This is a genomic window from Stenotrophomonas sp. YJH_SMC_48-3 (genome assembly GCF_059369375.1).
Map to the genome: position 1 here is coordinate 142,121 of NZ_JCAFSQ010000006.1, position 21,796 is coordinate 163,916.

General features: G+C 67.7%; 17 protein-coding genes. 11 read left to right on the plus strand and 6 right to left on the minus strand.

Going from position 1 to position 21,796, the window contains the following annotated elements:
- Positions 1-3 precede the first annotated feature (3 nt).
- Complete coding sequence (gene creB, locus AC5P65_RS11640) at positions 4-729, minus strand: two-component system response regulator CreB (RefSeq protein WP_019659175.1); 726 nt, start codon at positions 727-729, stop codon at positions 4-6.
- A 35-nt stretch (positions 730-764) separates the two neighbouring features.
- On the opposite strand from creB, the gene AC5P65_RS11645 reads away from it, so the two are divergent.
- The 4 genes from AC5P65_RS11645 to AC5P65_RS11660 all read left to right on the plus strand — a co-directional run bounded on the left by AC5P65_RS11645 (position 765) and on the right by AC5P65_RS11660 (position 6,519).
- On the plus strand, positions 765-1,622 hold the full coding sequence (locus tag AC5P65_RS11645) for a 23S rRNA (adenine(2030)-N(6))-methyltransferase RlmJ (RefSeq protein ID WP_021202507.1): 858 nt from the start codon (positions 765-767) through the stop codon (positions 1,620-1,622).
- Positions 1,623-1,717: 95 nt separating this feature from the next.
- Complete coding sequence (locus tag AC5P65_RS11650) at positions 1,718-2,263, plus strand: GNAT family N-acetyltransferase (protein WP_019659177.1); 546 nt, start codon at positions 1,718-1,720, stop codon at positions 2,261-2,263.
- A gap of 127 nt (positions 2,264-2,390) precedes the next feature.
- Positions 2,391-5,855, plus strand: a complete 3,465-nt coding sequence (mfd, locus tag AC5P65_RS11655) for a transcription-repair coupling factor (RefSeq protein WP_111098987.1) — start codon at positions 2,391-2,393, stop codon at positions 5,853-5,855.
- Between the two features lie 46 nt (positions 5,856-5,901).
- Entirely contained in the window at positions 5,902-6,519 is a 618-nt protein-coding gene (locus tag AC5P65_RS11660) for an HD-GYP domain-containing protein (protein WP_021202505.1), read from the plus strand.
- A 199-nt stretch (positions 6,520-6,718) separates the two neighbouring features.
- Here the strand turns inward: AC5P65_RS11660 and AC5P65_RS11665 are convergent, their stop codons facing one another.
- Together AC5P65_RS11665 and gpmA are read right to left on the minus strand one after the other, a co-directional pair.
- Positions 6,719-8,812 carry a M13 family metallopeptidase gene (locus AC5P65_RS11665; protein ID WP_111098988.1) on the minus strand — a complete coding sequence of 698 codons (2,094 nt, stop codon included), beginning with the start codon at positions 8,810-8,812 and terminating at the stop codon, positions 6,719-6,721.
- A gap of 209 nt (positions 8,813-9,021) precedes the next feature.
- Positions 9,022-9,771, minus strand: coding sequence for a 2,3-diphosphoglycerate-dependent phosphoglycerate mutase (gene gpmA, locus AC5P65_RS11670; RefSeq protein ID WP_005408679.1), 750 nt, complete (start codon positions 9,769-9,771; stop codon positions 9,022-9,024).
- A 94-nt stretch (positions 9,772-9,865) separates the two neighbouring features.
- On the opposite strand from gpmA, the gene nfi reads away from it, so the two are divergent.
- On the plus strand, positions 9,866-10,540 hold the full coding sequence (nfi, locus tag AC5P65_RS11675; protein WP_111098989.1) for a deoxyribonuclease V: 675 nt from the start codon (positions 9,866-9,868) through the stop codon (positions 10,538-10,540).
- A 38-nt stretch (positions 10,541-10,578) separates the two neighbouring features.
- Here nfi and AC5P65_RS11680 read toward each other — a convergent pair whose 3' ends face one another.
- Both AC5P65_RS11680 and AC5P65_RS11685 read right to left on the minus strand, forming a co-directional pair.
- Entirely contained in the window at positions 10,579-11,559 is a 981-nt protein-coding gene (locus AC5P65_RS11680; protein ID WP_021202502.1) for a cation diffusion facilitator family transporter, read from the minus strand.
- 140 nt (positions 11,560-11,699) lie between these two features.
- Positions 11,700-13,949, minus strand: coding sequence for a TonB-dependent siderophore receptor (locus AC5P65_RS11685; protein WP_111099024.1), 2,250 nt, complete (start codon positions 13,947-13,949; stop codon positions 11,700-11,702).
- Between the two features lie 286 nt (positions 13,950-14,235).
- On the opposite strand from AC5P65_RS11685, the gene AC5P65_RS11690 reads away from it, so the two are divergent.
- The gene (locus AC5P65_RS11690) at positions 14,236-15,651 is read left to right on the plus strand and encodes a GGDEF domain-containing protein (protein ID WP_111099025.1); all 1,416 of its coding nucleotides are present in this window, start codon (positions 14,236-14,238) and stop codon (positions 15,649-15,651) included.
- Between the two features lie 95 nt (positions 15,652-15,746).
- Here AC5P65_RS11690 and AC5P65_RS11695 read toward each other — a convergent pair whose 3' ends face one another.
- Complete coding sequence (locus AC5P65_RS11695; protein ID WP_329841517.1) at positions 15,747-16,949, minus strand: MFS transporter; 1,203 nt, start codon at positions 16,947-16,949, stop codon at positions 15,747-15,749.
- 89 nt (positions 16,950-17,038) lie between these two features.
- Between AC5P65_RS11695 and AC5P65_RS11700 the strand changes: the two genes are divergently transcribed.
- The 5 genes from AC5P65_RS11700 (at position 17,039) to AC5P65_RS11720 (ending at position 21,796) form a co-directional block, all read left to right on the plus strand.
- Complete coding sequence (locus tag AC5P65_RS11700) at positions 17,039-17,488, plus strand: winged helix-turn-helix transcriptional regulator (protein ID WP_111098991.1); 450 nt, start codon at positions 17,039-17,041, stop codon at positions 17,486-17,488.
- 73 nt (positions 17,489-17,561) lie between these two features.
- Positions 17,562-18,689 (plus strand): metallophosphoesterase, encoded by a 1,128-nt coding sequence (locus AC5P65_RS11705; RefSeq protein WP_021202498.1) that lies wholly within the window; start codon positions 17,562-17,564, stop codon positions 18,687-18,689.
- Between the two features lie 132 nt (positions 18,690-18,821).
- Positions 18,822-19,505, plus strand: a complete 684-nt coding sequence (locus AC5P65_RS11710) for a response regulator (RefSeq protein ID WP_019659189.1) — start codon at positions 18,822-18,824, stop codon at positions 19,503-19,505.
- Positions 19,502-20,881: a sensor histidine kinase gene (locus tag AC5P65_RS11715; protein WP_021202497.1), complete on the plus strand. Its 1,380-nt coding sequence runs from the start codon at positions 19,502-19,504 to the stop codon at positions 20,879-20,881. Before AC5P65_RS11710 ends, AC5P65_RS11715 begins: the two co-directional genes overlap by 4 nt.
- 78 nt (positions 20,882-20,959) lie before the next feature.
- Positions 20,960-21,796: an alpha/beta hydrolase gene (locus AC5P65_RS11720; protein ID WP_111098992.1), complete on the plus strand. Its 837-nt coding sequence runs from the start codon at positions 20,960-20,962 to the stop codon at positions 21,794-21,796.

Consider the following 21,796-nt stretch of genomic DNA (forward strand, 5'->3'; position numbering starts at 1 on the left):
CGGCTAGACCTCCAGCGCGTAGCCAAGGCCACGGTGGGTGCGGATGGGGTCTTCGCTGGCACCGGCCGCGCGCAGCTTGGCGCGCAGCGTCTTTACATGCGTATCAACGGTGCGGTCGGCGCTGTCGGCACTGCTGTCCCAGCCACGGTCCATCAGCTGGGCACGGCTGAGGATGGCGCCCGGGCGCTGCAGCAGCGCTTCCAGCAGCGCGTACTCGTAGCGGGTCAGGTCCAGTGCCTGGCCGCGGAAGCGGATACGCCGGCCTTCGCGGTCGATGGCAAAGGCGCCATGTTCCTGCCAGCCCGCATCGGCGCTGGGTCCTGCGTTGACCGGTGCCGCGCGGCGCAGGCGCGCACGCACCCGCGCCACCAGTTCTCGCGGCGAGAACGGCTTGGTCATGTAATCGTCGGCGCCCAGTTCCAGGCCCAGCACGCGGTCCACTTCATCGTTGCGGGCGGTCAGGAAGATCACCGGCAGCTGGGCCGCCGGCCCGGGCTGCGCGCGCAGCCGCCGGCACACCTCGAAACCGCCCAGGTCGGGCAGGCCCACGTCCAGCACCACCACGTCGATATCGCCGGCCTGCAGCCGTTGCAGGGCCTCGCCGCCGAGCAGGCAGTGGCTGGCGGCATAGCCTTCGCTGCGCAGCGCATAGAGCACGGTTTCGGCGATGGCGGCTTCGTCCTCGACCACCAGGACATGGGCAACGGGAGCTGTCATGGCGCGCAGCATAGCCGCTGCGGCCGCCGCCCCGTACACTGCCGCCCATGAACTACCGCCACGCCTTCCATGCCGGCAACCACGCCGATGTGCTCAAGCACATCGTGCAGCTGGCCCTGATCGACAGCTTCAAGCGCAAGGACAGCCCGTTCTTCGTGCTCGATACCCACGGCGGTGCCGGCCGCTACCTGCTGGCCAGCGAAGAGAGCCGCAAGACGCTGGAGGCCGAGTCCGGAATCATGCGGCTGATGGCCCAGCCCAAGCTGCCCGAGGTGGTCGAGCGCTACCTGAAGGCGGTGCAGGCCGACAATCCGGTGGGCGCGCTGACCAACTACCCGGGCTCGCCGCTGTTGAGCGCACAGGCCATGCGCGCGCAGGACCGCATGGCGGTCTGTGAACTTCAGGAGGCCGAAACGGCCACGCTGAAGGCCCTGTTCGCCCATGACAGCCGCGTCGACGTGCGCGCCGGCGATGGCTATGCCCTGCTGCGCTCGCTGCTGCCGCCGAAGTTCAACGGCAGCAAGATCGGCCGTGGCCTGGTCCTGATCGACCCGCCGTACGAGGCCCAGGACGCGGAATACCAGAACGTCCTGGCCGCCCTGGCCGAGACCCTGGCACGCTGGCCGCAGGCCACCTGTGCGGTCTGGTTCCCGATCAAGCAGCGGCGCACCATCCTGCACTTCCTGCGCAAGGCCACTGCCCTGCCGGTCAAGTCGGCGATGACGATTGAGTTCCTGGTGCGCCCTGACGACTCGCCGCTGCGGCTCAACGGCAGCGGCATGCTGCTGCTCAACCCGCCCTGGCAGTTCGACCGGGTGGTCGGCCCGGCCCTGCCGGCGCTGCGCCAGCACCTGGGCGAACCCGGTGCCAGCACCCGCCTGGATTGGCTCAAAGCCCCCGAATAACGGCCTTCACGAGGCTGTACCGCCGTGAGCCTTCCGTTCACGGAATGCAGCCCCGGTGATGCCACAATCGATGGACCACCAAGGAATCACCCGGTATGGCCACTCGCAACCGCATGCCGCCCTGGCATGAGATCTTCAAGGCTCCCAGCGGCCACGAGCTGCTGATCCGCCCCATCCGCCCGGAAGATGGCGCACCGCTGCAAGCGGCATTCAGCCTGTTCGGGCCGGAAGAAATCCGTGATCGTTTCCTGCAGGCGGTGACCGAACTGTCGCCGGAGACTACCCAGCGCCTGACCCACCCGAACCCCAAGACCGAGATCACCCTGGTCGCAGCCGAGTCCCTGCCCGCTGGCGAAGCGGTGGTCGGCGCGGTTGCCCGGGCCTCGATCATCCCCGGCACCCGTGAAGCCGAGTACGCGATCCTGATCAGCCGCTTCCTGATCGGCCAGGGCCTGGGCCGGCAGCTGATGCGCAAGCTGGTGAAGTGGGGCCGCGGCAAGTACCTGGACCGCCTGTACGGCGACGTTGCCGCCGAGAACGAGCCAATGAAGCAGCTGGCCGCCTCGCTGGGCTTCAAGCCGGTGCCGCATCCGAACGGGGCCGAAGGCCTGGTGCGGATGGTGCTGGAGCTGGACAACTGACGGATGCGTCGGGCCCTGCCCGGCGACGTTGATTCAACCGCCGCGCTCGCCGGGCTTGGCCCGGCGCTACACCCGCTCACGTCACGATCATGGGCCCGGCAGGGGCTTCTGCTAAAATCCGGAGTCCATGTCGCGTACCTCATACCCCGCCCCGCCGCTGCCGCGTGCCGGCCAGCTCCGCGCCTGGTGGCGCGCCCCCGCCTCGCCGACCGCCCTGGCCTGGTACCTGGCCCAGGCCGCGCGCGCGCACGACGCCCCGCTGCTGGTGATCGCCCGTGACAACCACGGTGCCAACCAGCTTGAAGCCGACCTGCAGACCCTGCTTGGCGGCGACCCGGCCCTGCCGGTGGTCGCCTTCCCTGACTGGGAAACCCTGCCCTACGACCGCTTCAGCCCGCATCCGGACATCATCTCGCAGCGCTTGGCTGCCCTGCACCGCCTGCCCACGCTGAAGCGTGGCCTGGTGATCGTGCCGGTGCAGACCCTGCTGCAGCAGCTGGCCCCGCGCAGCTATGTGATCGGTGGCAGCTTCGACCTGAAGGTCGGCCAGCGCCTGGACCTGGAGGCCGAGAAGCGCCGCCTGGAAAGCGCCGGCTACCGCAACGTGCCGCAGGTGATGGACCCGGGCGACTTCGCCGTGCGCGGCGGCCTGCTGGACGTGTTCCCGATGGGCGCCGACGAGCCGCTGCGGGTAGAACTACTGGACGAGGACATCGACTCGATCCGTGCCTTCGATCCGGAAAGCCAGCGTTCGCTGGACAAGGTCGAGGCGGTGCACATGCTGCCCGGCCGCGAAGTGCCGATGGACGAGGCCAGCATCGCACGCGTGCTGGCCACGCTGCGCGAGCGTTTCGATGTGGATACCCGGCGCAGTTCGCTGTACCAGGATCTGAAGTCCGGGCTGGCCCCGGCCGGCGTCGAGTACTACCTGCCGCTGTTTTTCGAACGCACCGCGACCCTGTTCGACTACCTGCCCGACGGCAGCCTGCCGGTGGTCTGCGCCGGTGCGTATGAGGCGTCCGTCGCGTTCTGGGCGCAGACCGCGGACCGCTATGAGCAGCGCCGCCATGATGTGGAGCGCCCGCTGCTGCCGCCTTCGGCGTTGTACCTGTCGCCGGAGCTGCTGCGCGAGCGCCTGAACGATGCCCCGCGCATCGAGGTGTGGGCGGCTGACCATGCGCGCATCGCCGACGCGCACGCGCTGGGCGACCAGCCGCTGCCACCGCTGCCGGTGGCCGCGCGCGAAGCCCCCGCCGGCGATGCGCTGAAATCCTTCCTCGGCCATTATCCGGGCCGGGTACTGATCGCCGCCGATTCACCCGGCCGCCGCGAGGCGCTGCTGGAAGTGCTGCAGGCCGCCGAGCTGAAGCCGCCGGTGGTGGCCGACCTGCCCAGCTTCCTCGCCGACGACGCGCGCTTCGCGATCGCGGTGGCACCGCTGGAGGATGGCTTTGCGCTGGACGATCCGCGCATCGCGGTGCTGACCGAGCGCCAGCTGTTCCCCGAGCGCGCCGGCAGCACCCGGCGCACGCGCCGTGCCGGCCGCGAGCCGGAAGCGATCATCCGCGACCTCGGTGAACTGACCGAGGGCGCGCCGATCGTGCACGAGGATCATGGCGTCGGCCGCTATCGTGGCCTGATCGCGATGGACGTCGGCGGCATGCCCGGCGAGTTCCTCGAAATCGAATATGCCAAGGGCGACCGCCTGTATGTGCCGGTCGCCCAGCTGCACCTGATCAGCCGCTATTCCGGTGCGTCGGCGGAAACCGCGCCGCTGCATTCGCTCGGTGGCGAGCAGTGGAGCAAGGCCAAGCGCAAGGCCGCCGAGAAAGTACGCGACGTTGCTGCCGAGCTGCTGGAGATCCAGGCCCGCCGCCAGGCGCGTGCCGGCCTGGCACTGCAGGTCGACCGCGCGATGTACGAGCCGTTCGCGGCCGGTTTCCCGTTCGAGGAGACCCCGGACCAGCTGGCCGCGATCGATGCGACCCTGCGCGACCTGGCCAGCAGCCAGCCGATGGACCGCGTGGTCTGCGGCGACGTCGGCTTCGGCAAGACCGAGGTGGCGGTGCGCGCCGCGTTCGCCGCCGCCAGTGCCGGCAAGCAGGTGGCCGTGCTGGTGCCGACCACGCTGCTGGCCGAACAGCACTACCGCAACTTCCGCGACCGCTTCGCCGATTACCCGCTGAAGGTCGAGGTGCTGTCGCGCTTCAAGACCAGCAAGGAAATCAAGGCCGAACTGGAAAAGGTCGCTGCCGGCACCATCGACGTCATCGTCGGCACCCATCGCCTGCTGCAGCCGGACGTGAAGTTCAAGGACCTGGGCATGGTCATCGTCGACGAGGAGCAACGATTCGGCGTGCGCCAGAAGGAGGCACTGAAGGCGCTGCGCGCCAACGTGCACCTGCTGACGCTGACCGCCACGCCGATCCCGCGCACGCTCAACATGGCCATGGCCGGCCTGCGCGACCTGTCGATCATCGCCACGCCGCCGCCGAACCGGCTGGCGGTGCAGACCTTCATCACCCAGTGGGACAACGCGCTGCTGCGCGAAGCCTTCCAGCGCGAGCTCGCGCGCGGTGGCCAGCTGTACTTCCTGCACAACGACGTGGAGAGCATCGGCCGCATGCAGCGCGAGCTGTCCGAGCTGGTGCCGGAGGCACGCATCGGCATCGCCCACGGGCAGATGCCCGAGCGCGAACTGGAAAAGGTGATGCTGGATTTCCAGAAGCAGCGTTTCAACGTGCTGCTGTCGACCACGATCATCGAATCGGGCATCGACATCCCCAACGCCAACACCATCATCATCAACCGTGCCGACCGTTTCGGCCTGGCCCAGCTGCACCAGCTGCGTGGCCGCGTCGGTCGTTCGCACCACCGTGCCTACGCCTATCTGATCACCCCCGACCGTCGCGCGATCACCCCCGACGCCGAGAAGCGCCTGGAAGCGATCGCCTCGATGGACGAGCTGGGCGCCGGCTTCACCCTAGCCACGCACGATCTGGAGATCCGCGGCGCCGGTGAACTGCTTGGCGAGGACCAGAGCGGGCAGATGGCCGAGGTCGGCTTCAGCCTGTATACCGAGCTGCTGGAACGCGCGGTACGCAGCATCAAGCAGGGCAAGCTGCCCGACTTGGATGCCGGTGAGGAAGTGCGCGGCGCCGAGGTCGAGCTGCATGTGCCGGCACTGATCCCGGAAGACTACCTGCCGGACGTGCACACCCGCCTGACCCTGTACAAGCGCATTTCAAGCGCGCGCGACAGCGATGCACTGCGCGAGCTGCAGGTGGAGATGATCGACCGCTTCGGCCTGCTGCCGGATGCAGCCAAGCACCTGTTCGCCATCGCCGAGCTGAAGCTGAAAGCCAATACGCTGGGCATCCGCAAGCTCGACCTGGGCGAGAACGGCGGCCGCATCGTGTTCGAGTCCAAGCCGAACATCGATCCGATGGCGGTGATCCAGCTGATCCAGAAACAACCGAACCTCTACGCCATGGAAGGGCCCGACAAGCTGCGCATCAAGCACCCGCTGCCGTTGCCGGAAGACCGCTTCAATGCGGCCCGCGCCCTTCTGACCACCCTCGCCCCGGGTTGATCGCCCCCCCGAACACCCCGCACCGGTCCCCACCCGGTGCGGGCGGATGACCATGCTCCCTGACGCCGTACCCGCCCCCGACCTGCTGCACGCGCAGTCCTGCCTGATCGATGCGCTCTCGATGTCGCTGCAGATGCGCGACGCCTACACCCGCCACCACTGCGACCGCGTCGGCCTGCTCGCGCAGTGCCTGGCCGCGCACTGCGACCTGGGTCAGGAGGCCTGTGCACAGGTCGGCCTGGCCGCGCGCTTCCATGACATCGGCAAAATCGGCATACCCGATGATGTGCTGCTGGCACCACGCCGGCATACCGATGAGGAACGCGCGATCATGCGTGAGCATCCGGTGCGCGGCGAACACATCTTCCTGGCGACCGGTCGCAGTGACGCCGCGCCGGTCGCGCAGCTGATCCGTGCCCATCACGAGGCGTTCGATGGGAGCGGCTACCCCGATGGGCTGCGCGGCGAATCCATCCCCCTGGGCGCGCGCATCGTCACCATTGTCGATGCCTACGATGCGATGACCAGCGTACGCCCGTATCGCGACGCAATGGAGCACGAAACCGCCTTGCGGATCATCGAAGCGCAGTCCGGCGGGCTGGTGGACCCCTACGTGCTGCAGCGCTTCCATCGCATGCTGGCGCGGGAACCTGCGCTGGCCTGAGATCTTCCCGACGGTGAAACGACCCGACGGTAGAGTCGAATGTTAGTCGACTGCTCTTCGTCCAGATCGCGAAAATCCCCCGCTGCGCGCGATAATCGACTAACAGTCGACTCTACCAGCCGGCGCTGCGCTGCCGGCCTGGAAGACAAAAGGCCCGGCGTTCGCCGGGCCTTTCGCTCCACGCATCACGGGTGATCGATTACCAGATCACCACGCGCTTGTCGTCGGCGCGCACCATCGCATCACCCGCCTTGCACTGGAATGCAGCAGCGAACGAGGGCATGTTCGACGGCGCACCGTTGGCACGGAAATTGGCCGGCGCGTGCGGATCGGTGTTGAGGCGGACGCGCAGCTCACCATCGGTGAAGTTGCGGCGCCACACCGTGGCCCAGTTCATGAAGAAGCGCTGGTCCTGGCTGTGGCCGTCAACCTCGACATTCGCCTTCGGGTCTTCCTTCAGCGCCATCTGCAGCGCGTCGTAGGCCACGGTCAGGCCGCCCAGGTCGCCGATGTTCTCGCCCAGGGTCAGCTTGCCCTTCACGAACACGCCCGGCACCGACTCGTAGCCGTCGAACTGGGCGACCAGCTGATCGGTACGCTCGGTGAAGGCCTTGCGGTCGGCGTCCGTCCACCAGTTGTCGAAGTTGCCGTTGGCGGCGAACTGGCTGCCCGAGTCGTCGTAGCCGTGCATCATCTCATGGCCGATGACTGCACCGATGCCGCCGTAGTTCAGCGCCGGATCGGCCTTGGCGTCGAAGAACGGCGCCTGCAGGATCGCTGCCGGGAACACGATCTCATTCTTGGTGGCGTTGTAGTACGCGTTGACGGTCTGCGGGGTCATGCCCCATTCGGTCTTGTCCACCGGCTTGCCGATCTTGTCCAGCATGTAGCGGTAGTTGAACGCACGCGCCGCCTGCATGTTGCCCAGGTAGCTGTCGCCGTTGGTCTGCAGGCCCGACCAGTCACGCCACTTGTCCGGGTAGCCGATCTTCGGGGTGAAGCTGGCCCACTTTTCCAGTGCCTTCTTCTTCGTTTCCTCGCCCATCCACGGCAGCTGCTCCAGCCGCGCCTTCAATGCCTGCGACAGGTTCTCCACCAGGTGCTGCATGGCCACCTTCGACTCGGCCGGGAACACGGCGTCGACGTACAGCTGGCCCAGGGCTTCGCCCATGCCACCGTTGACCGACTCCAGCACGCGCTTCCAGCGCGGCTGCATTTCCTTCTGGCCACGCAGGGTGGTGCCGTAGAACTCGAAGTTGGCCTTCTCGAACTGGCTGCTCAGGTACGGCGCGGCATCGTCGATGGTGTGGAAGCGCAGGTAGGCCTGCCAGGTGCTGGCCGGCACATCGGCCAGCATCTTGTCCATTTCACCGAAGAAGCCCGGCTGGGCCAGTGAGAACTTCTGCGCGGCCGGCACCTTCAGCGTGTCGAACAGCGCGGTCCAGCTGAAGTTCGGGGTCAGCCTGTCGGCCTCAGCCGCGCTGAGCGGGTTGTAGCGCTTGGCCGGATCACGCATTTCGATGCGCGACATCGAGGCCTTGGCCAGGCGGGTTTCGAAGGCCATCACGGCCTTGGCCTGCTCGGCGGCCTGCGCCGCGTCCACGCCGGACAGGGTCAGCACCTGTGCGATGTAGGCCACGTAGGCGTCGCGGATCTTGGCCTGCGCATCGTCGAAGTAGTAGCCCTTCTCCGGCAGGCCCAGGCCACCCTGGCCGACGTAGGCGATGACGTTGGCCGAATCCTTGTAGTCGGCATTGGCGAACAGCGAGAACAGCACGCCCTTGCCTTCGGCCTGGCTGTCGCGCAGGTACCGGGTGATGGCGGCGGTGTCGTTAAGCGCGGTGATCTTGTCCAGCTGCGGCTGCAGCGGCGCCAGGCCGGCAGCTTCGATCTTCGCTTCGTCGTTGCCGGTCTTCCAGATGTCACCGATCTTGGCTTCCACCGAGCCGGCCTTGGCCTGGCTGGCGGCGGCCTGCTGCACCAGCGCGTGCTGCACTTCCAGCGAGCGCTCGCGCAGGATCTCGAAGCTGCCCCAGGTGGTCTGGTCGCCCGGCACCGGGTTGGCCTTCAGCCACTTGCTGTTGACGAAGCCATTGAGGTCGGTACAGGCGGAGATGGACGGATCGAGATCAGCGCTGTTGAGCGAAATCAGCGGCGTCTTGATCTGCGACAGGTCGAAGGCTGGCTTGGCGTCGGCGCTGGCCGCCGGTGCGGCGTCATTCTTGCCACAGGCCGCCAGCGAAGCAGCGATGGCGATGGTCAGGCCCAGCGGGACCAGGTTGCGGACGTTCATGAGGCTCTCCTGCGGGTAATTTCACAGGGTAGCCGGGGGCGTGAGGTTGGGGACCGGCCAAAGGTCACAGAGCGTCCTTCTGTAGAGTCGAGCCATGCGCGACTGCTCTCCGTTCCGGGTTCATGCTTCGTGCGGCAAAAGCCCAAAGCAGCCGAGCGTGGGCTCGGCTCTACAGAAGCGAAGGCCGGCTTGCGCCGGCCTTCTGCTTTTTATTTCGCCTTGCCTTGGTTGGCCACGGCTTCGGCGGCCTTGCGCGCCGCTTCCGGGTCGCCCAGGTAGCGGAACGACTGCACGGTCAGGTCATCGTTCAGTTCGAACAGCAGCGGGATGCCGGTCGGGATGTTCAGCTCGAGGATTTCCTCGCGCGAGACATTGTTGAGGTACTTGTACAGCGCGCGCAGCGAGTTGCCGTGGGCGGTGACCAGCACGGTCTTGCCGTCCTTCAGCTGCGGGGCGATGGCGTCGTGCCAGTACGGCAGCACGCGATCCAGGGTGGTGGCCAGCGACTCGGTGCCCGGCAGCGCGTTGCGGTCCAGACCGGCGTAACGGCGGTCATGGATCGGGTGGCCCGGATCTTCCAGTTCCATCGGCGGCGGCGGGATGTCGTACGAACGACGCCACACCTTGACCTGCTCCTCGCCGTGCTTGGCCGCGGTCTCGGCCTTGTCCAGGCCCTGCAGGCCGCCGTAGTGGCGCTCATTGAGGCGCCAGGACTTGTTCACCGGCAGCCAGTCCTGCTCCAGCTCGGCCAGCGCACCCTGCAGGGTGTGGATGGCGCGCTTCAGTACGGAGGTATGGGCGACGTCGAACTGCAGGCCTTCCTCGCGCATCAGGCGACCGGCGGCGGCCGCTTCGCGACGCCCCTGCTCGGTCAGGTCAACATCGACCCAGCCGGTGAAGCGGTTGTCCAGGTTCCACTGGCTCTGGCCATGGCGCAACAGTACGAGTTTACGGGTCACTGCAGGGTCTCCAACGCGAGGAAAGGCAGGCTGCCATTGTAGCCCCGGGCGCCACTCACCGGGCCGTGGCGCCGCGCATGCGATGCTGTGGCCAATGAGTACGGTGATCGACCCCGGACGCTGGGAAGGCAGCGTCGCCGCTGCCCGCGCGCAGCAGATCCAGCTTGCCAGCCGCGTGGAGCGCCAGGACCGCTTGCCCCGCGACACGCGCTGGCTGGCCGGGCTGGATGTCGGCTTTGAAGACAACGGCGCCATCACCCGCGCCGCGGCGGTGCTGCTGGATGCGAAGACGCTGCAGCCCGTGGCGCAGGAGATCGCGCGGGTTCCCACACTGATGCCCTATATCCCGGGCCTGCTCAGCTTCCGCGAGCTGCCGGCGCTGCTGGCGGCACTGGCGCTGCTGCCGCAGGCGCCGGATCTGGTGTTCGTCGATGGCCACGGCATCAGCCATCCGCGCCGGCTTGGCGTCGCCGCGCATCTTGGCGTGGTCACCGATCTGCCGAGCATCGGCGTGGCGAAATCGAAACTGGTGGGAAGGTTCGTCGAACCGGGCGCCGAAGCTGGTGCGCATACACCGCTGCTGGAGGGCGACGAGCAACTGGGCTGGGTGCTGCGCAGCAAGGTGCGCTGCAAGCCGCTGTTCGTGGCCGGCGGCCATCGGGTCAGTGCCGATACCGCGCTGGCCTGGGTGCAGCGCACCCTGCGCGGTTACCGGCTGCCGGAGCCGACCCGGCTGGCGGATCGGCTCGCCTCGCGACGGGACGAATAGCTGCGCCAGGCATCTCCCGGCACGCGCGTCATCTTCGATCAGCGATGCACGTGACCGCGATGGCCCTGCGCGTCCTCGCCATGGTCGTGGGCCTTGTGGCCCTCGTGTCCGCCGCCCTTGGCCGGCGCCGGCCCGCCACAGGCTTCGCCACAATGGTCCGCTTCAATCTGCAGTGTCACGTGCTCGATACCGAAGTCATCATGCAGGCGACCGCCCAGCTCGCGGCGCAATGCATCGGCGTCGGTGCCGTCGCGCATCACGATGTGCGCGGTCAGCGCCGGCGTGCTTGAAGCCAGCGCCCACACGTGCAGGTCATGCACGTCCAGGACTGCGGCGTGGCCGGCCAGGCTGTCGCGCACCCTGGCCACATCCATGCCCTTGGGCACGCCTTCCAGCAGCACGTTGATCGCCTCACGCATCAGCACGTAGGTACGCGGCAGCACCCACAGGCCGATCAGCACCGCCAGGATCGGGTCGATCGGTTTCCATCCGGTCCACTTGATCAACAATGCGCCCGCAATCACTGCCACCGAGCCGAGCATGTCGGCCCATACTTCCAGGTAGGCGCCCTTCACGTTGAGGCTCTCGCCACTGCCCGCCTGCAGCAGGCGCATCGAGATCAGGTTGATGACCAGGCCCGCCGCAGCAATCACCAGCATGCCGGAGGAGGCGATCTCCTGCGGCTGGCGGAAACGGCCGACCGCCTCCCACAGGATGTAGGCGGCGACCACGAACAGCATGGCACCGTTGATCATCGCGCCCAACGCTTCCAGCCGTGCATAGCCGTAGGTGCGGCGCGCATCCGGCGGGCGCCGGCTCAGCCGCACCGCGACCAGCGCGATCATCAGCGCCAGCGCATCGGTGGCCATGTGTGCGGCGTCGGACAGCAGCGCCAGGCTGTTGGTCCAGAACGCGCCCACCACTTCGACGACGAGGAAGGTGGTGGTCAGGCCGAGTGCCCACCAGAGGGGTTTCTCGTGGCGGATCTGGGATGGCAGATGGTCGTGGTCGTGGCCCATGGCAACAGCTCCTTTGCGATGCGGTGCAGGCTACGCGGTGCCGGCGGGAGAGACTATTACGATGTTTATAACATTGCAGGCCACACGAGCCCTCGCCGGGCGTGGCCCGGCGAGGGCTGCAGACCGACGACCGCCTGCGGTCAGAAGCCGAAGCGCAGGCTGGCCCAGTATGCGCGGCCCGGCTCGTTGTAGGTCGCCGCCCCGGCATCGCTGCTGTTGGCCTCGCGGAACAAGCGCTTGTCGGCCAGATTGTTCACTCCGAAACCGAAGCTGACCGTCTCGGTCACCTTGTAGCGCGCGCTCACGCCCCAGATGTTGTACGCGCCACGATCCTGCAGCGCGATCGATGCATCACAGCTGCCAGTGCAGCGCGGGTCGTTGTTGATGTTGGTCGTGGCCGGTTCCTGCTTGCCGTAGAAGGTGCCGGTCAGCAGCATGGACAGCCTGTCGGTGGCCTGCCAGTCCAGCATGGTGTTGATCGTGTACTTCGGGATCACCGACAGCGGCTGGTGCGTGGTCTTGTTCTCGTTTTCCACCATGTAGGTGAAGTTGTTGCTCCACTTCAGGCGGTCGCCCTGCACGCCCAGCAGCGGAATGACCAGGTTGCCTTCCAGCCCCTGCACGATCGCCTTCGGCGCGTTCTCCCAGCGGAAGATGCGGCCCTTGGTGTCGGCGGTCAGCCCGATCTGGGTGTAACCGGCCTGGATCTTGTCCTTGTAATCGTTGTGGAAGTAGGTCAACGACGCCTGCCAGCCGCTCTGCGGTGCCCACTCGATGCCCAGTTCCTTGTTCAGGCTGGTTTCCGCCTTCAGGTCTGCGTTGCCGCGCATGTAGCAACCAGCGCCCAAGCTCGGCAGCGCATTGGGGCAGCCGTTGCCGCGGGTGTAGTAGAGATAGTCCGGATTCGACTGGTACAGGTTCGGCGCCTTGAACGCGCGGGCAATGCCGCCCTTCACCACCCAGTCGCTGTTGATACGGAACTGCGCATTGAGGCTGGGGCTGGTGTTGTTGCCGAACTGGCTGTGGTGGTCGAAGCGCAGGCCCGGGGTAACGATCCAGCGCTCGCCCAGGTAGATGTTGTCTTCCACGAACGCCGCCGTGGTCTGCGCGTCGGCCTTGCCCCGCGCACGGTCGGCCGACAACCCTGGAATACCGCCGCCGCTGCTGCTGGACTGGCTCATCGAATACGGATCGGTCAGGCGGCTGTCCAGGTATTCAAAGCCGAGCGTCCAGATGTTCTCTGCGCCGCCCAGTGCGGTCGGGAAGCTCACTTCGCCATCCAGCTGGTAGTTGCGCAGGCGCGAGGTCGACCAGTCGGTGCCGTTGAAGCTGCCTTCCGGGCCACCGGCCAGACCTTCGTTGATGCGCGAGTTGTTCACCGCTTCCACCGCGGCGGTCAACCGCGAGGTCACGTCGCCCCAGCGACCGCGATGGGTGATCGCGCCGGTGGTGCGGTACATGCGGTTGGTTTCCGCTTGGCCTTCGGCCAGTGCCGCCAGGTCGACACCGGTCGAGGTACCGGTGGTGCTGACCGCGCGATCGCCAGCGTAGATGTTGCCCTGGCGGCTGGTGCCGGCTTCGAACTCCACCACCTGGTTGGCGGTCACGTCCCAGCGCAGCAGCGCGTTGACGTCGCGGTTCTTGACGCCCTCGCGGCCAGCTGGCGGCACTGCGTTCGGATTCGTCGCGTACCGGCGATTGAGGTCCAGCGAATCGGCGTCGGTCCTGTTGAGATTGCCGTACAGGCGGAACGACAGGGTATCGGTCATCGGCCCGCTGAGCTGCAGGCCGACGCGCTCGCTGCCCCCTTCGGCACTGTGCTCGGGCACCAGGCCATACAGGTCGACCGCACCGGTCAGGTCGCCGGTCGGGCGCTTGGTGATGATGTTGACCACGCCGCCGGAAGCACCGGAGCCGTAGCGTGCCGCCGCCGGGCCGCGCAGCACTTCGATGCGCTCGATCATTTCCGCCGGCACCCAGTTGGTATCGCCGCGGGTATTGCGCTCGCCGCTGCGCCCCATGCGCACGGCATCACGGGCACCGACGCGCTTGCCGTCGACCAGGATAAGGGTGTTTTCCGGGCCCATGCCACGCAGGTCGATCTGGCGGTTGTTGCCGTACTGGCCCGAGGCGCTGTTGCCGGTGAGGTTGACGCCCGGCATGGTGCGCAGCAGTTCGGCGATGTCGTTGGCCGGCGGGCGCCTGGCGATGTCCTCAGCGGTGATGGTCGACGTGCCCAACGCCTGGCGGGCAATCTGCGAGGCGGTGACATGCACCGTGTCGATATCGGTGGCGTCGGTTTCAGCCTGGGCGGTCAGGGCGCTGCCCGCCAGCAGGGCGGCAACGGCAAGCGCCAGCGGGCGCGGCGAAAGGACAACGGCAGGAGACATGATCTGGACCTTCTGGCAGGGCAACGGGGCCTCTGGCAAAGGGCTTGAGGCAACGACGAGGGGGAGGCGGAGCGTCGCTGCAGTCGCCTGCGGCCCGATCCGTGGGCGCATTCTCCCATCAATGCGAGTGATTCTCAAATGCGTTCACTCATTGCCGCAGTGGCGCCGATGTGCTTTGCGCACCGTGCAACCCTGCATCGCGCTTAAACTGGCCGGCTTACCCGCCATCAACCGCACGCCACCACGGCCGATACCCGTGGTTTGGCGTACGCAGTCAGAGATCGACGTGGAACCACCTCAACTGGACGATGCCAGCCAGCCGCTGGCCGAGGCCTGGCAGCACTGCCTGCAACAGGCTGGCCCTGCCGCCACCGCGCTGCTCAAGGCCGCTGCCACCGATGCCCCAGCCGTGCTGGCACAGCGCTTTTACGAAGTGCTGCTGCAGGACGGGCGTGCACGCCGCTTCCTGTCCCACGACCAGGTCAAGCAGCGCCTGCAGCCGGCCATGCAGCGCTGGCTGGTGCAACTGCTGACCACTGATCGCGACAGGATCGCCAGTGCCGTGGCCTCGCAACGGGTGATCGGCGATGTGCATGCCCGGGTCGGCATTCCGGTCGACCTGGTCACCCGCGGCGCGCGCGTGCTCAAGCACGAGCTGTTCGTGCGCCTGCGCGACGACGCACCCGACAGTGCCACCGCGTTCGCCGCCATCGACTGCCTCAGCGCGATCATGGACATCGCCATGGAAGGCATGACCCTGGCCTACACCCATGCGCGCGAACGATCCACCCGTGCCGATGCGGCCTACCGGTTGTTCTCGCTGGTGCAGAACGTCAGCACCGAGCGCGAGCGCCAGCGCGCCCTGCTGCTGGACTGGGAAAACGCACTGCTGTACGCACTGGCCGGCCACGTGCAGGCCGGCGAAAGCGCCAGCCTGGCGACCTCGGAATTCGGCCTGTGGTTCACCCACAAGGGCATCCCCAGCTTCGGCGAGAGCAGCGAAACCCAGCAGGTCGGCCAGCTGATGGCCCGCATCGACGGGAACCTGCAACAGGCAAGCAACGATGTCCCGGCGCAGCGGCTGGCGGTGCTGCCGGCCATCCGCGAGGATCTGGCCGCCATCCGCACCCTGATGACCCTGCTGTTCGAGCGCATCGGCGAACTGGATGCCGGCAGCGATGCACTGACCAACCTGCTCAACCGCCGGTTCCTGCCGACCGTGCTGCGCCGGGAAATCGAGCTGGCCACGCGCAACGGCACGCCGTTCTCGCTGCTGCTGCTCGACCTGGATCACTTCAAGGCGATCAACGACGGCCACGGCCACGATGCCGGCGACCGCGCGTTGCAGCACGTGGCCGGCCTGCTCGGCCAACTCACGCGGGGCAGCGACTATCTGTTCCGCTATGGCGGCGAAGAATTCGTGGTGGTGCTGGTGGCCGCCAGCGAGTCACAGGCCTCGGTGATCGCCGAGAGCCTGCGCCGGCAGATCGCACAATCACCGGTAGCACTAGCCAATGGCCAGGTGCTGGAGCTGACCGCCAGCATCGGCGTGGCCGGTCACGATGGTCATCCGGACTACGAACGGTTGATGGCACGTGCCGACGCGGCGATGTACGAGGCCAAGCGCAGCGGCCGCAACCGCGTGGTGGTGGCCAGCGCGGACCTGCAGGAAGCCCCGGGGCGGCGTGCACTGCAGCGATGACGACAGGACAGGTAGAGTCGACCGCTGGTCGACTGTCGCGCGCAGCGCGGGATTTTTCGCACGCGGGGCGAAGAGCAGTCGACTGACAGTCGACTCTACCGACAGTCGACTCTACCGGTTCGCGCGCCAGCCGATGCGTTGAACGCCACCACCCGCCATGCTGCCCACCACAGCAGCGCCAGCAGCGCGATGCCGGCGCCCAACAGGCACACTGCTGGCCAGCCATGCCGGGCCTGCACCCAAGGCCCCGCAGCCGCACCCGCCCCACTGCCAACTGCATAGAACAACATGTACAACGCCACCAGGCGCCCATGCTGTTCTGTCGGTGCACGCAGCAACAATGCCTGGTTCGAGACATGGAGTGCCTGGCCGCCGAGGTCGAGCACGACCACACCCAGCAAAAGCAAGGACAGCGAACGCGGCAGGCCCAGCAGCGGCCACCACGCGACCAGCATCAACAACAGCGCGCCGAGGCTGACCCGATGCGCGAAACCACGGTCCATCCAGTGCCCGACCCGCGACGCCATCAATGCACCTGCCACCCCGGCCAGGCCGAGCGCACCGATGGCTGCGGTCGACCAGTGCAGCGGCGGTGCCGACAGCGGCAAGGGTGCCGCCGCCCAGAACACATTGAGGCCGGCAAACAGCAGCAATGCCAGCGGCCCGCGCTCGCGCAGCGTTCGATCGCGGCGCAGCATGCCCAGCATCGAGCCGATCAGGTCGCGCCAGCGCGGCGGCACTGCGGGTATCGGCACGGCCGGCAGGCGCCGCCACAGCAGTACGGCCAAGGCCGCCATCAGCGCTGCCGAAAGCAGATAGACCGCTTGCCAGCCGGCAATGGCCGCCACCGTGCCGGACAGCACACGCGCCAGCAGCAGCCCGATGAACACCCCACCCTGCACGGCGCCCACCACGCGCCCCCGCTGCGCGGCCGGAGCCATCGCTGCCGTATAGGCGATCAAGCCCTGGGTGAGCGCGGTGCCCAGCAGTCCGGCCAGCAGCATGGCCGACAGCAGCCAACCGGTCGTGCGTGCCGCTGCCAGCCACAGCAGGGCCGCCACCAGTGCCGCCAGCTGCAGCCGCAGCAGGCGCCGCCGGTCACCGCGATCGGCCAGCGGCAGCAGGCCGAGCAATGCAAGCACGCTGCCGGCCTGGGTTGCCGCCAACACTGCGCCCGCCACGGCACGGTCCAGTGCGAAGGCCTGTGCCAGCCGATCCAGCAGCGGTTGCGCGTAATAGACGTTGGCCACGCTGGCGCCGGCCGCGACCGCGAGCAGGGTCAGCAATGGGCGGGACATCGATGCGCTCATGATGTAGTTGCAATTTGAAACTTGATGCAGGCTATCGCCATTGGTTTTAAACTGCAACCACATTCGGAGGCCCCAGCATGCACGCCAACATTCCCTGCCCCGTTGCCCGCAGCGCCGACCTGCTCGGTGATCGCTGGGCACTGCTGGTGATCCGCGATGCCTTCGACGGCGTCAGCCGCTTCGGCGACTTCCAGCGCAGCCTCGGCGCGGCGCGCAACATCCTCAGCGATCGCCTGCGCAGGCTGGTCGAGGCCGGCATCCTGCAACTGCAACCGGCCTCCGATGGCTCGGCCTACCAGGAATACGTGCTCACCCACGCCGGCCAGGAACTGTTCCCGCTGCTGGTCGCGCTGCGCCAGTGGGGAGAACGCCATCGCTTCAGCGCCGGTGAAACCCATTCGCAGTTGATCGAATCCAGCACGCGGCGACCACTGCCCTACATGCAGCCACGCGGGCGCGACGGTCAGCCGCTGCAGGCCGCCGCCACCCGCGTGCGCAAGCTCAAGGACGACCGGCGCGGCGCCTGATCCGCCCACTCGCGCACACCGACGGACGCCCGCGCCGGTTAGCATCGGATCTTTCCGCCGCTGGATGCCGCCGATGTCGCGCTGTCGCCCTTCCCTGCTGACCGCCCTGCTGTTGCCGCTGCTGGCCTGCGCCACAGCAACCACGCAGGCCCGCGAGGTTGCCGCGCCCGCCGACCACGTGCAGGCCGATGGCCCCTATGTGTTCCGCCAGGGCGACCAGCTGCAGGCCAAGTGGATCTGCGACGACAAGGTCGAGTCGCGCACGCTGGCCATCAACACGACGGGCACCGATATCGCGCCGCGCTGTGGCTACGAGCACACCGTACATGTGGCCGCGCCGAACGCACCTTCGATTTCCGTGCTGCCGGCTGCACCGCGCATCGTCGCGCTGTCGGACATCCATGGCCAGTACGGGCTGCTGGTGCGCCTGCTGCGCGCCCACCACGTGATCGACGCGGAGGATCGCTGGGCGCTGGGCAAGGACACACTGGTCATCGCCGGCGACGTGTTCGACCGCGGCCCGCAGGTGACCGAGGCGTTCTGGCTGCTCTACGGCCTGCAGCAGCAGGCGGCCGCCGCCGGTGGCGCCGTGCACTTCGTGCTCGGCAACCACGAAACCATGGTGCTGTACGACGACCTGCGCTACGTCAACCCGAAGTACCTGCGCAGCGCCCAGCTGCTGGGCCGCAGCTACCCGCAGCTGTATGGTGCCGATTCGGTGATCGGGCAGTGGCTGCGCACCCGTCCGGTGCTGCTGAAGATCGGCGATACCCTGTTCCTGCACGGCGGCATCTCGCCCGAGGCGGTGCAGCTGGCGCTGGACCCGGCACGCACCAACGCGGCCTATCAGGCCTCGCTGGGCCTGCCCAAGGCCGAAGTGAAGGCCGACCCGGCCACGGCACCGCTGTATGACGGCAAGACCAGCCCGATCTGGTACCGCGGCTATTTCGATGGCCGCCTCGACACCGCGGGTGTGCAGGCCGTGCTCGACCGCCTGCAGCTCACCCGCATCGTGGTCGGCCACACTTCGATGCCGCACGTCAGCAGCTTCCATGGCGACCGCGTAATCGCGATCGACAGCAGCATCAAGAACGGCGAGAACGGCGAACTGCTGTTCATCGAGGATGGCAAGCTCAGCCGTGGCCTGCTGGATGGTTCGCGGGTGCCGCTGGCGCTGGGTGAGCCGGGCCTGCAGGACTGAATGGAGGGACAGCGCGACGGTGCCGGGAGGTGCCGGCGCGCTCCACCTTCACCCGGTTTGCGGCTACCCTTCGGCAGCCGAGAGGCCCAACCCGTCCATCCGGTGGGCCTGACCGTTACAGGAGCCCCGCGCATGCGCGTTCTGATTGCTGAAGACGACCCGGATATCGCCTCCGGCCTGTGCGCCTCGCTGCGCCGGCAGGGGCACGTGGTCGACCACGTCGACAACGGTGCGCACGCCGATGCTGCACTGGGCTCGACGCAGTACGCGCTGCTGGTGCTGGACCTGGGCCTGCCGCAACTGGATGGCCGCGACGTGCTGCAACGCCTGCGCCAGCGCGGCGATGGCCTGGCGGTGCTGGTGGTGACCGCACGTGACGGCCTGGCCGAGCGGGTACGCGTGCTCGACCTCGGCGCCGATGACTACCTGGTCAAGCCGTTCGCACTGGACGAATTCGAAGCCCGCGTGCGAGCACAGCTGCGGCGGGTCACCAGCAATGGTAATCCGGACCTGCGCGTCGGCCGCTTGCGCCTGGACTTGGCCGGGCACCGCGTCTGGATCGACGACCAATCACTTGAACTGACCGCACGCGAGTTCGGCCTGCTGTCGGCGCTGGCCGTTCGCGCCGAGCGCATCGTGTCGCGCGCGCAGCTGGTGGAAGCGCTGTGCGACTGGGGCCAGGACCTGACCGACAACGGCCTGGACATCGCCCTGCACCGCCTGCGCCGCAAGCTGCAGCCCGGCGGCATGGGCATCCGCACCGTGCGCGGGCTGGGCTACATGCTGGAAGACGCGCAGGACGACAGCGCCCCGTGATCAGTGGACCGCCCAGCCTGCGCCGGCGCCTGCTTGCCTTCCTGGCGCTGCCGATGCTGGCCCTGCTCACTTTCAATACGATCCTGGCCTACTACGTTGCGCTGGACTACTCCAACCGCATCCACGACCGCAACCTCATCGACGACACGCACTCCTTCGCGCAGATGCTGAGCGGCATGCCGGTGACCAGCGAGCTGTCACCGCAGGCGCGCTTCCTGATCGAGTACGAGCCCGACGGCCATCGCTATTTCAACGTCGACAGCAGCCGCCAGGGGACACTCAGCGGCAATGCGGATTTCAGTGCCTACGCGCCTTCGCAGGAATGCACCGGCGTGGACCCCACCCTGTACGACGGCATTCTCAACGGCCAGCCGGTGCGCATGGCCACCGTCTGCACGCGTGCGATGAACGATCCGCAGGACCAGCTGGCGGTGACGGTGGCCGAAAGCATGGCCGAACGACGCCAGCGCGCGCGAGAGATCCTGATGATCATCATCCCGCTGATGACCATGCTGGCGCTGGGCACCGCCGCGCTGGTCTGGTTCGGGGTGACCCATGGCCTGCGCATCCTGACCCCGCTGAGGACCCGCCTGGCACAGCGCCGCGGCGAACTGGCGCCGATCTCCGACGCCGACGTGCCGGAGGAGATCCAGCCGCTGATCAGCACCATCGACGATCTGTTTGCCCGCCAGGCGGAAATGATCACCCTGCAGAACCGTTTCATCGCCGACGCCGCGCACCAGCTGCGCTCGCCGTTGGCCGGCATGGCCCTGCACGTGGACCAGGCACTGGCGCATGGCGACCCGGACACGGTGCGCGAGGCACTGCAGCACATCCGCCGGCTCAACCAGCGCACCGCGCGGGTCAGCACCCAGCTGCTGGCGCTGAGCCGGGCGCAGACCGTGCCCGATACCGTGGAGGCACTGGACCTGTGCGAACGGGTGCCACAGTGGGTCGGCATGCGCGTGCCCGAAGCGATCCGCGACGGCATCGACCTGGGCTACCTCGGCAGTCCCCACCCTCTGCGCGTGCTCGGCAACGGCGCCCAGCTGCAGGAGGCACTGGACAACCTGATCGACAATGCGCTGCGCTATGCCGGCCGCGGTGCGACCGTCACCGTCGGCGTGCATGCGCTGGACGACAATGATGTCGAACTGTATGTGGAAGACAACGGTCCCGGCGTGCCGGACGACGTGATGCCACGGCTGGGCGAGCGCTTTTTCCGGGCGCCGGGCACCGCTGCCAGCGGCACCGGCCTCGGCCTGGCCATCGCGCATGAGGCGGTGGAGCACTTCGGCGGCCGCCTGAGCTTCCTGAACCGCCCCGGTGGTGGACTGAAGGTCGCCATCTCGCTGCCGCTGCTGAAGGCATCCTGACCCGGCCGGGACGCTGAAAGGCTGGCGAAAATCGCGCTTGCGATCCTGCCATCCCCACTGCCGTCCCGGAGCCGCCAGGTGACCGAATCGCACGACTTCTTCCTCCCCGGTGGCCCGCAGGGCGTGCTGCTGGTCCATGGCCTGACCGGCACCCCGGCGGAAATGCGCATGCTGGGCAAAGGGCTGAACAACGCCGGTTTCACCGTGCACGGCGTGCAGCTGCCCGGCCATTGCGGCAGTGTGGATGACCTGCTGGCAACCACCTGGGAACAGTGGTACCAGGGCGTGGAGGATGCGGCGGCCAGCCTGCGCGGCAAGGTCGACCAGCTGTTCGTCGGTGGCCTGTCGATGGGCGCGGTGCTGTCGCTGGCCCTGGCTGCCCGGCGCCCGGAATGGGTGTCCGGCGTCGGCGTGTACGGCGCCACGTTCCGCTACGACGGCTGGAACATTCCCGCCGTCGCCCGCCTCTCGTTCCTGTTGCCTTGGTTCAAACGCTTCAACATCGGCCGCGACCGCATGTTCATGGAAGAACCGCCGTACGGCCTTCGCGACGAGCGCCTCCGTGCGCAGGTCAGCGCCGCCATGCTGTCCGGCGACAGCGCCGCCGCCGGCCTGCCGGGCAATCCCTGGCACGCGCTGGCCGAGATGCGTGCGCTGAGCAACTGGACCCGCCGCCACCTGCACCAGGTCACCGCACCATGCCTGGTGATGCACGCCCGCGAGGACGACGTGGCCAGCATGGGAAATGCCGAACTGGTGATGTCGCGGGTCAGCGGCCCAAAGGAACTGGTGGTGCTGGAGGACAGTTACCACATGATCACCATCGACCGCGAACGTCGAGAGGTGATCCGCCGCAGCGCGCGCTTCTTCGCCGGGATCGGCGAACGCAGCGGCGCGCTCAAGGCGGTGGCCTGA

Bases quoted from the DNA above. Each gene is read 5' to 3' on its own strand.
- creB (WP_019659175.1), bottom strand. From the start codon at position 729: ATGCTGCGCGCCATGACAGCTCCCGTTGCCCATGTCCTGGTGGTCGAG.
- AC5P65_RS11645 (WP_021202507.1), top strand. From the start codon at position 765: ATGAACTACCGCCACGCCTTCCATGCCGGCAACCACGCCGATGTGCTC.
- AC5P65_RS11650 (WP_019659177.1), top strand. From the start codon at position 1,718: ATGGCCACTCGCAACCGCATGCCGCCCTGGCATGAGATCTTCAAGGCT.
- mfd (WP_111098987.1), top strand. From the start codon at position 2,391: ATGTCGCGTACCTCATACCCCGCCCCGCCGCTGCCGCGTGCCGGCCAG.
- AC5P65_RS11660 (WP_021202505.1), top strand. From the start codon at position 5,902: ATGACCATGCTCCCTGACGCCGTACCCGCCCCCGACCTGCTGCACGCG.
- AC5P65_RS11665 (WP_111098988.1), bottom strand. From the start codon at position 8,812: ATGAACGTCCGCAACCTGGTCCCGCTGGGCCTGACCATCGCCATCGCT.
- nfi (WP_111098989.1), top strand. From the start codon at position 9,866: ATGAGTACGGTGATCGACCCCGGACGCTGGGAAGGCAGCGTCGCCGCT.
- AC5P65_RS11680 (WP_021202502.1), bottom strand. From the start codon at position 11,559: ATGGGCCACGACCACGACCATCTGCCATCCCAGATCCGCCACGAGAAA.
- AC5P65_RS11685 (WP_111099024.1), bottom strand. From the start codon at position 13,949: ATGTCTCCTGCCGTTGTCCTTTCGCCGCGCCCGCTGGCGCTTGCCGTT.
- AC5P65_RS11695 (WP_329841517.1), bottom strand. From the start codon at position 16,949: ATGTCCCGCCCATTGCTGACCCTGCTCGCGGTCGCGGCCGGCGCCAGC.
- AC5P65_RS11700 (WP_111098991.1), top strand. From the start codon at position 17,039: ATGCACGCCAACATTCCCTGCCCCGTTGCCCGCAGCGCCGACCTGCTC.
- AC5P65_RS11705 (WP_021202498.1), top strand. From the start codon at position 17,562: ATGTCGCGCTGTCGCCCTTCCCTGCTGACCGCCCTGCTGTTGCCGCTG.
- AC5P65_RS11710 (WP_019659189.1), top strand. From the start codon at position 18,822: ATGCGCGTTCTGATTGCTGAAGACGACCCGGATATCGCCTCCGGCCTG.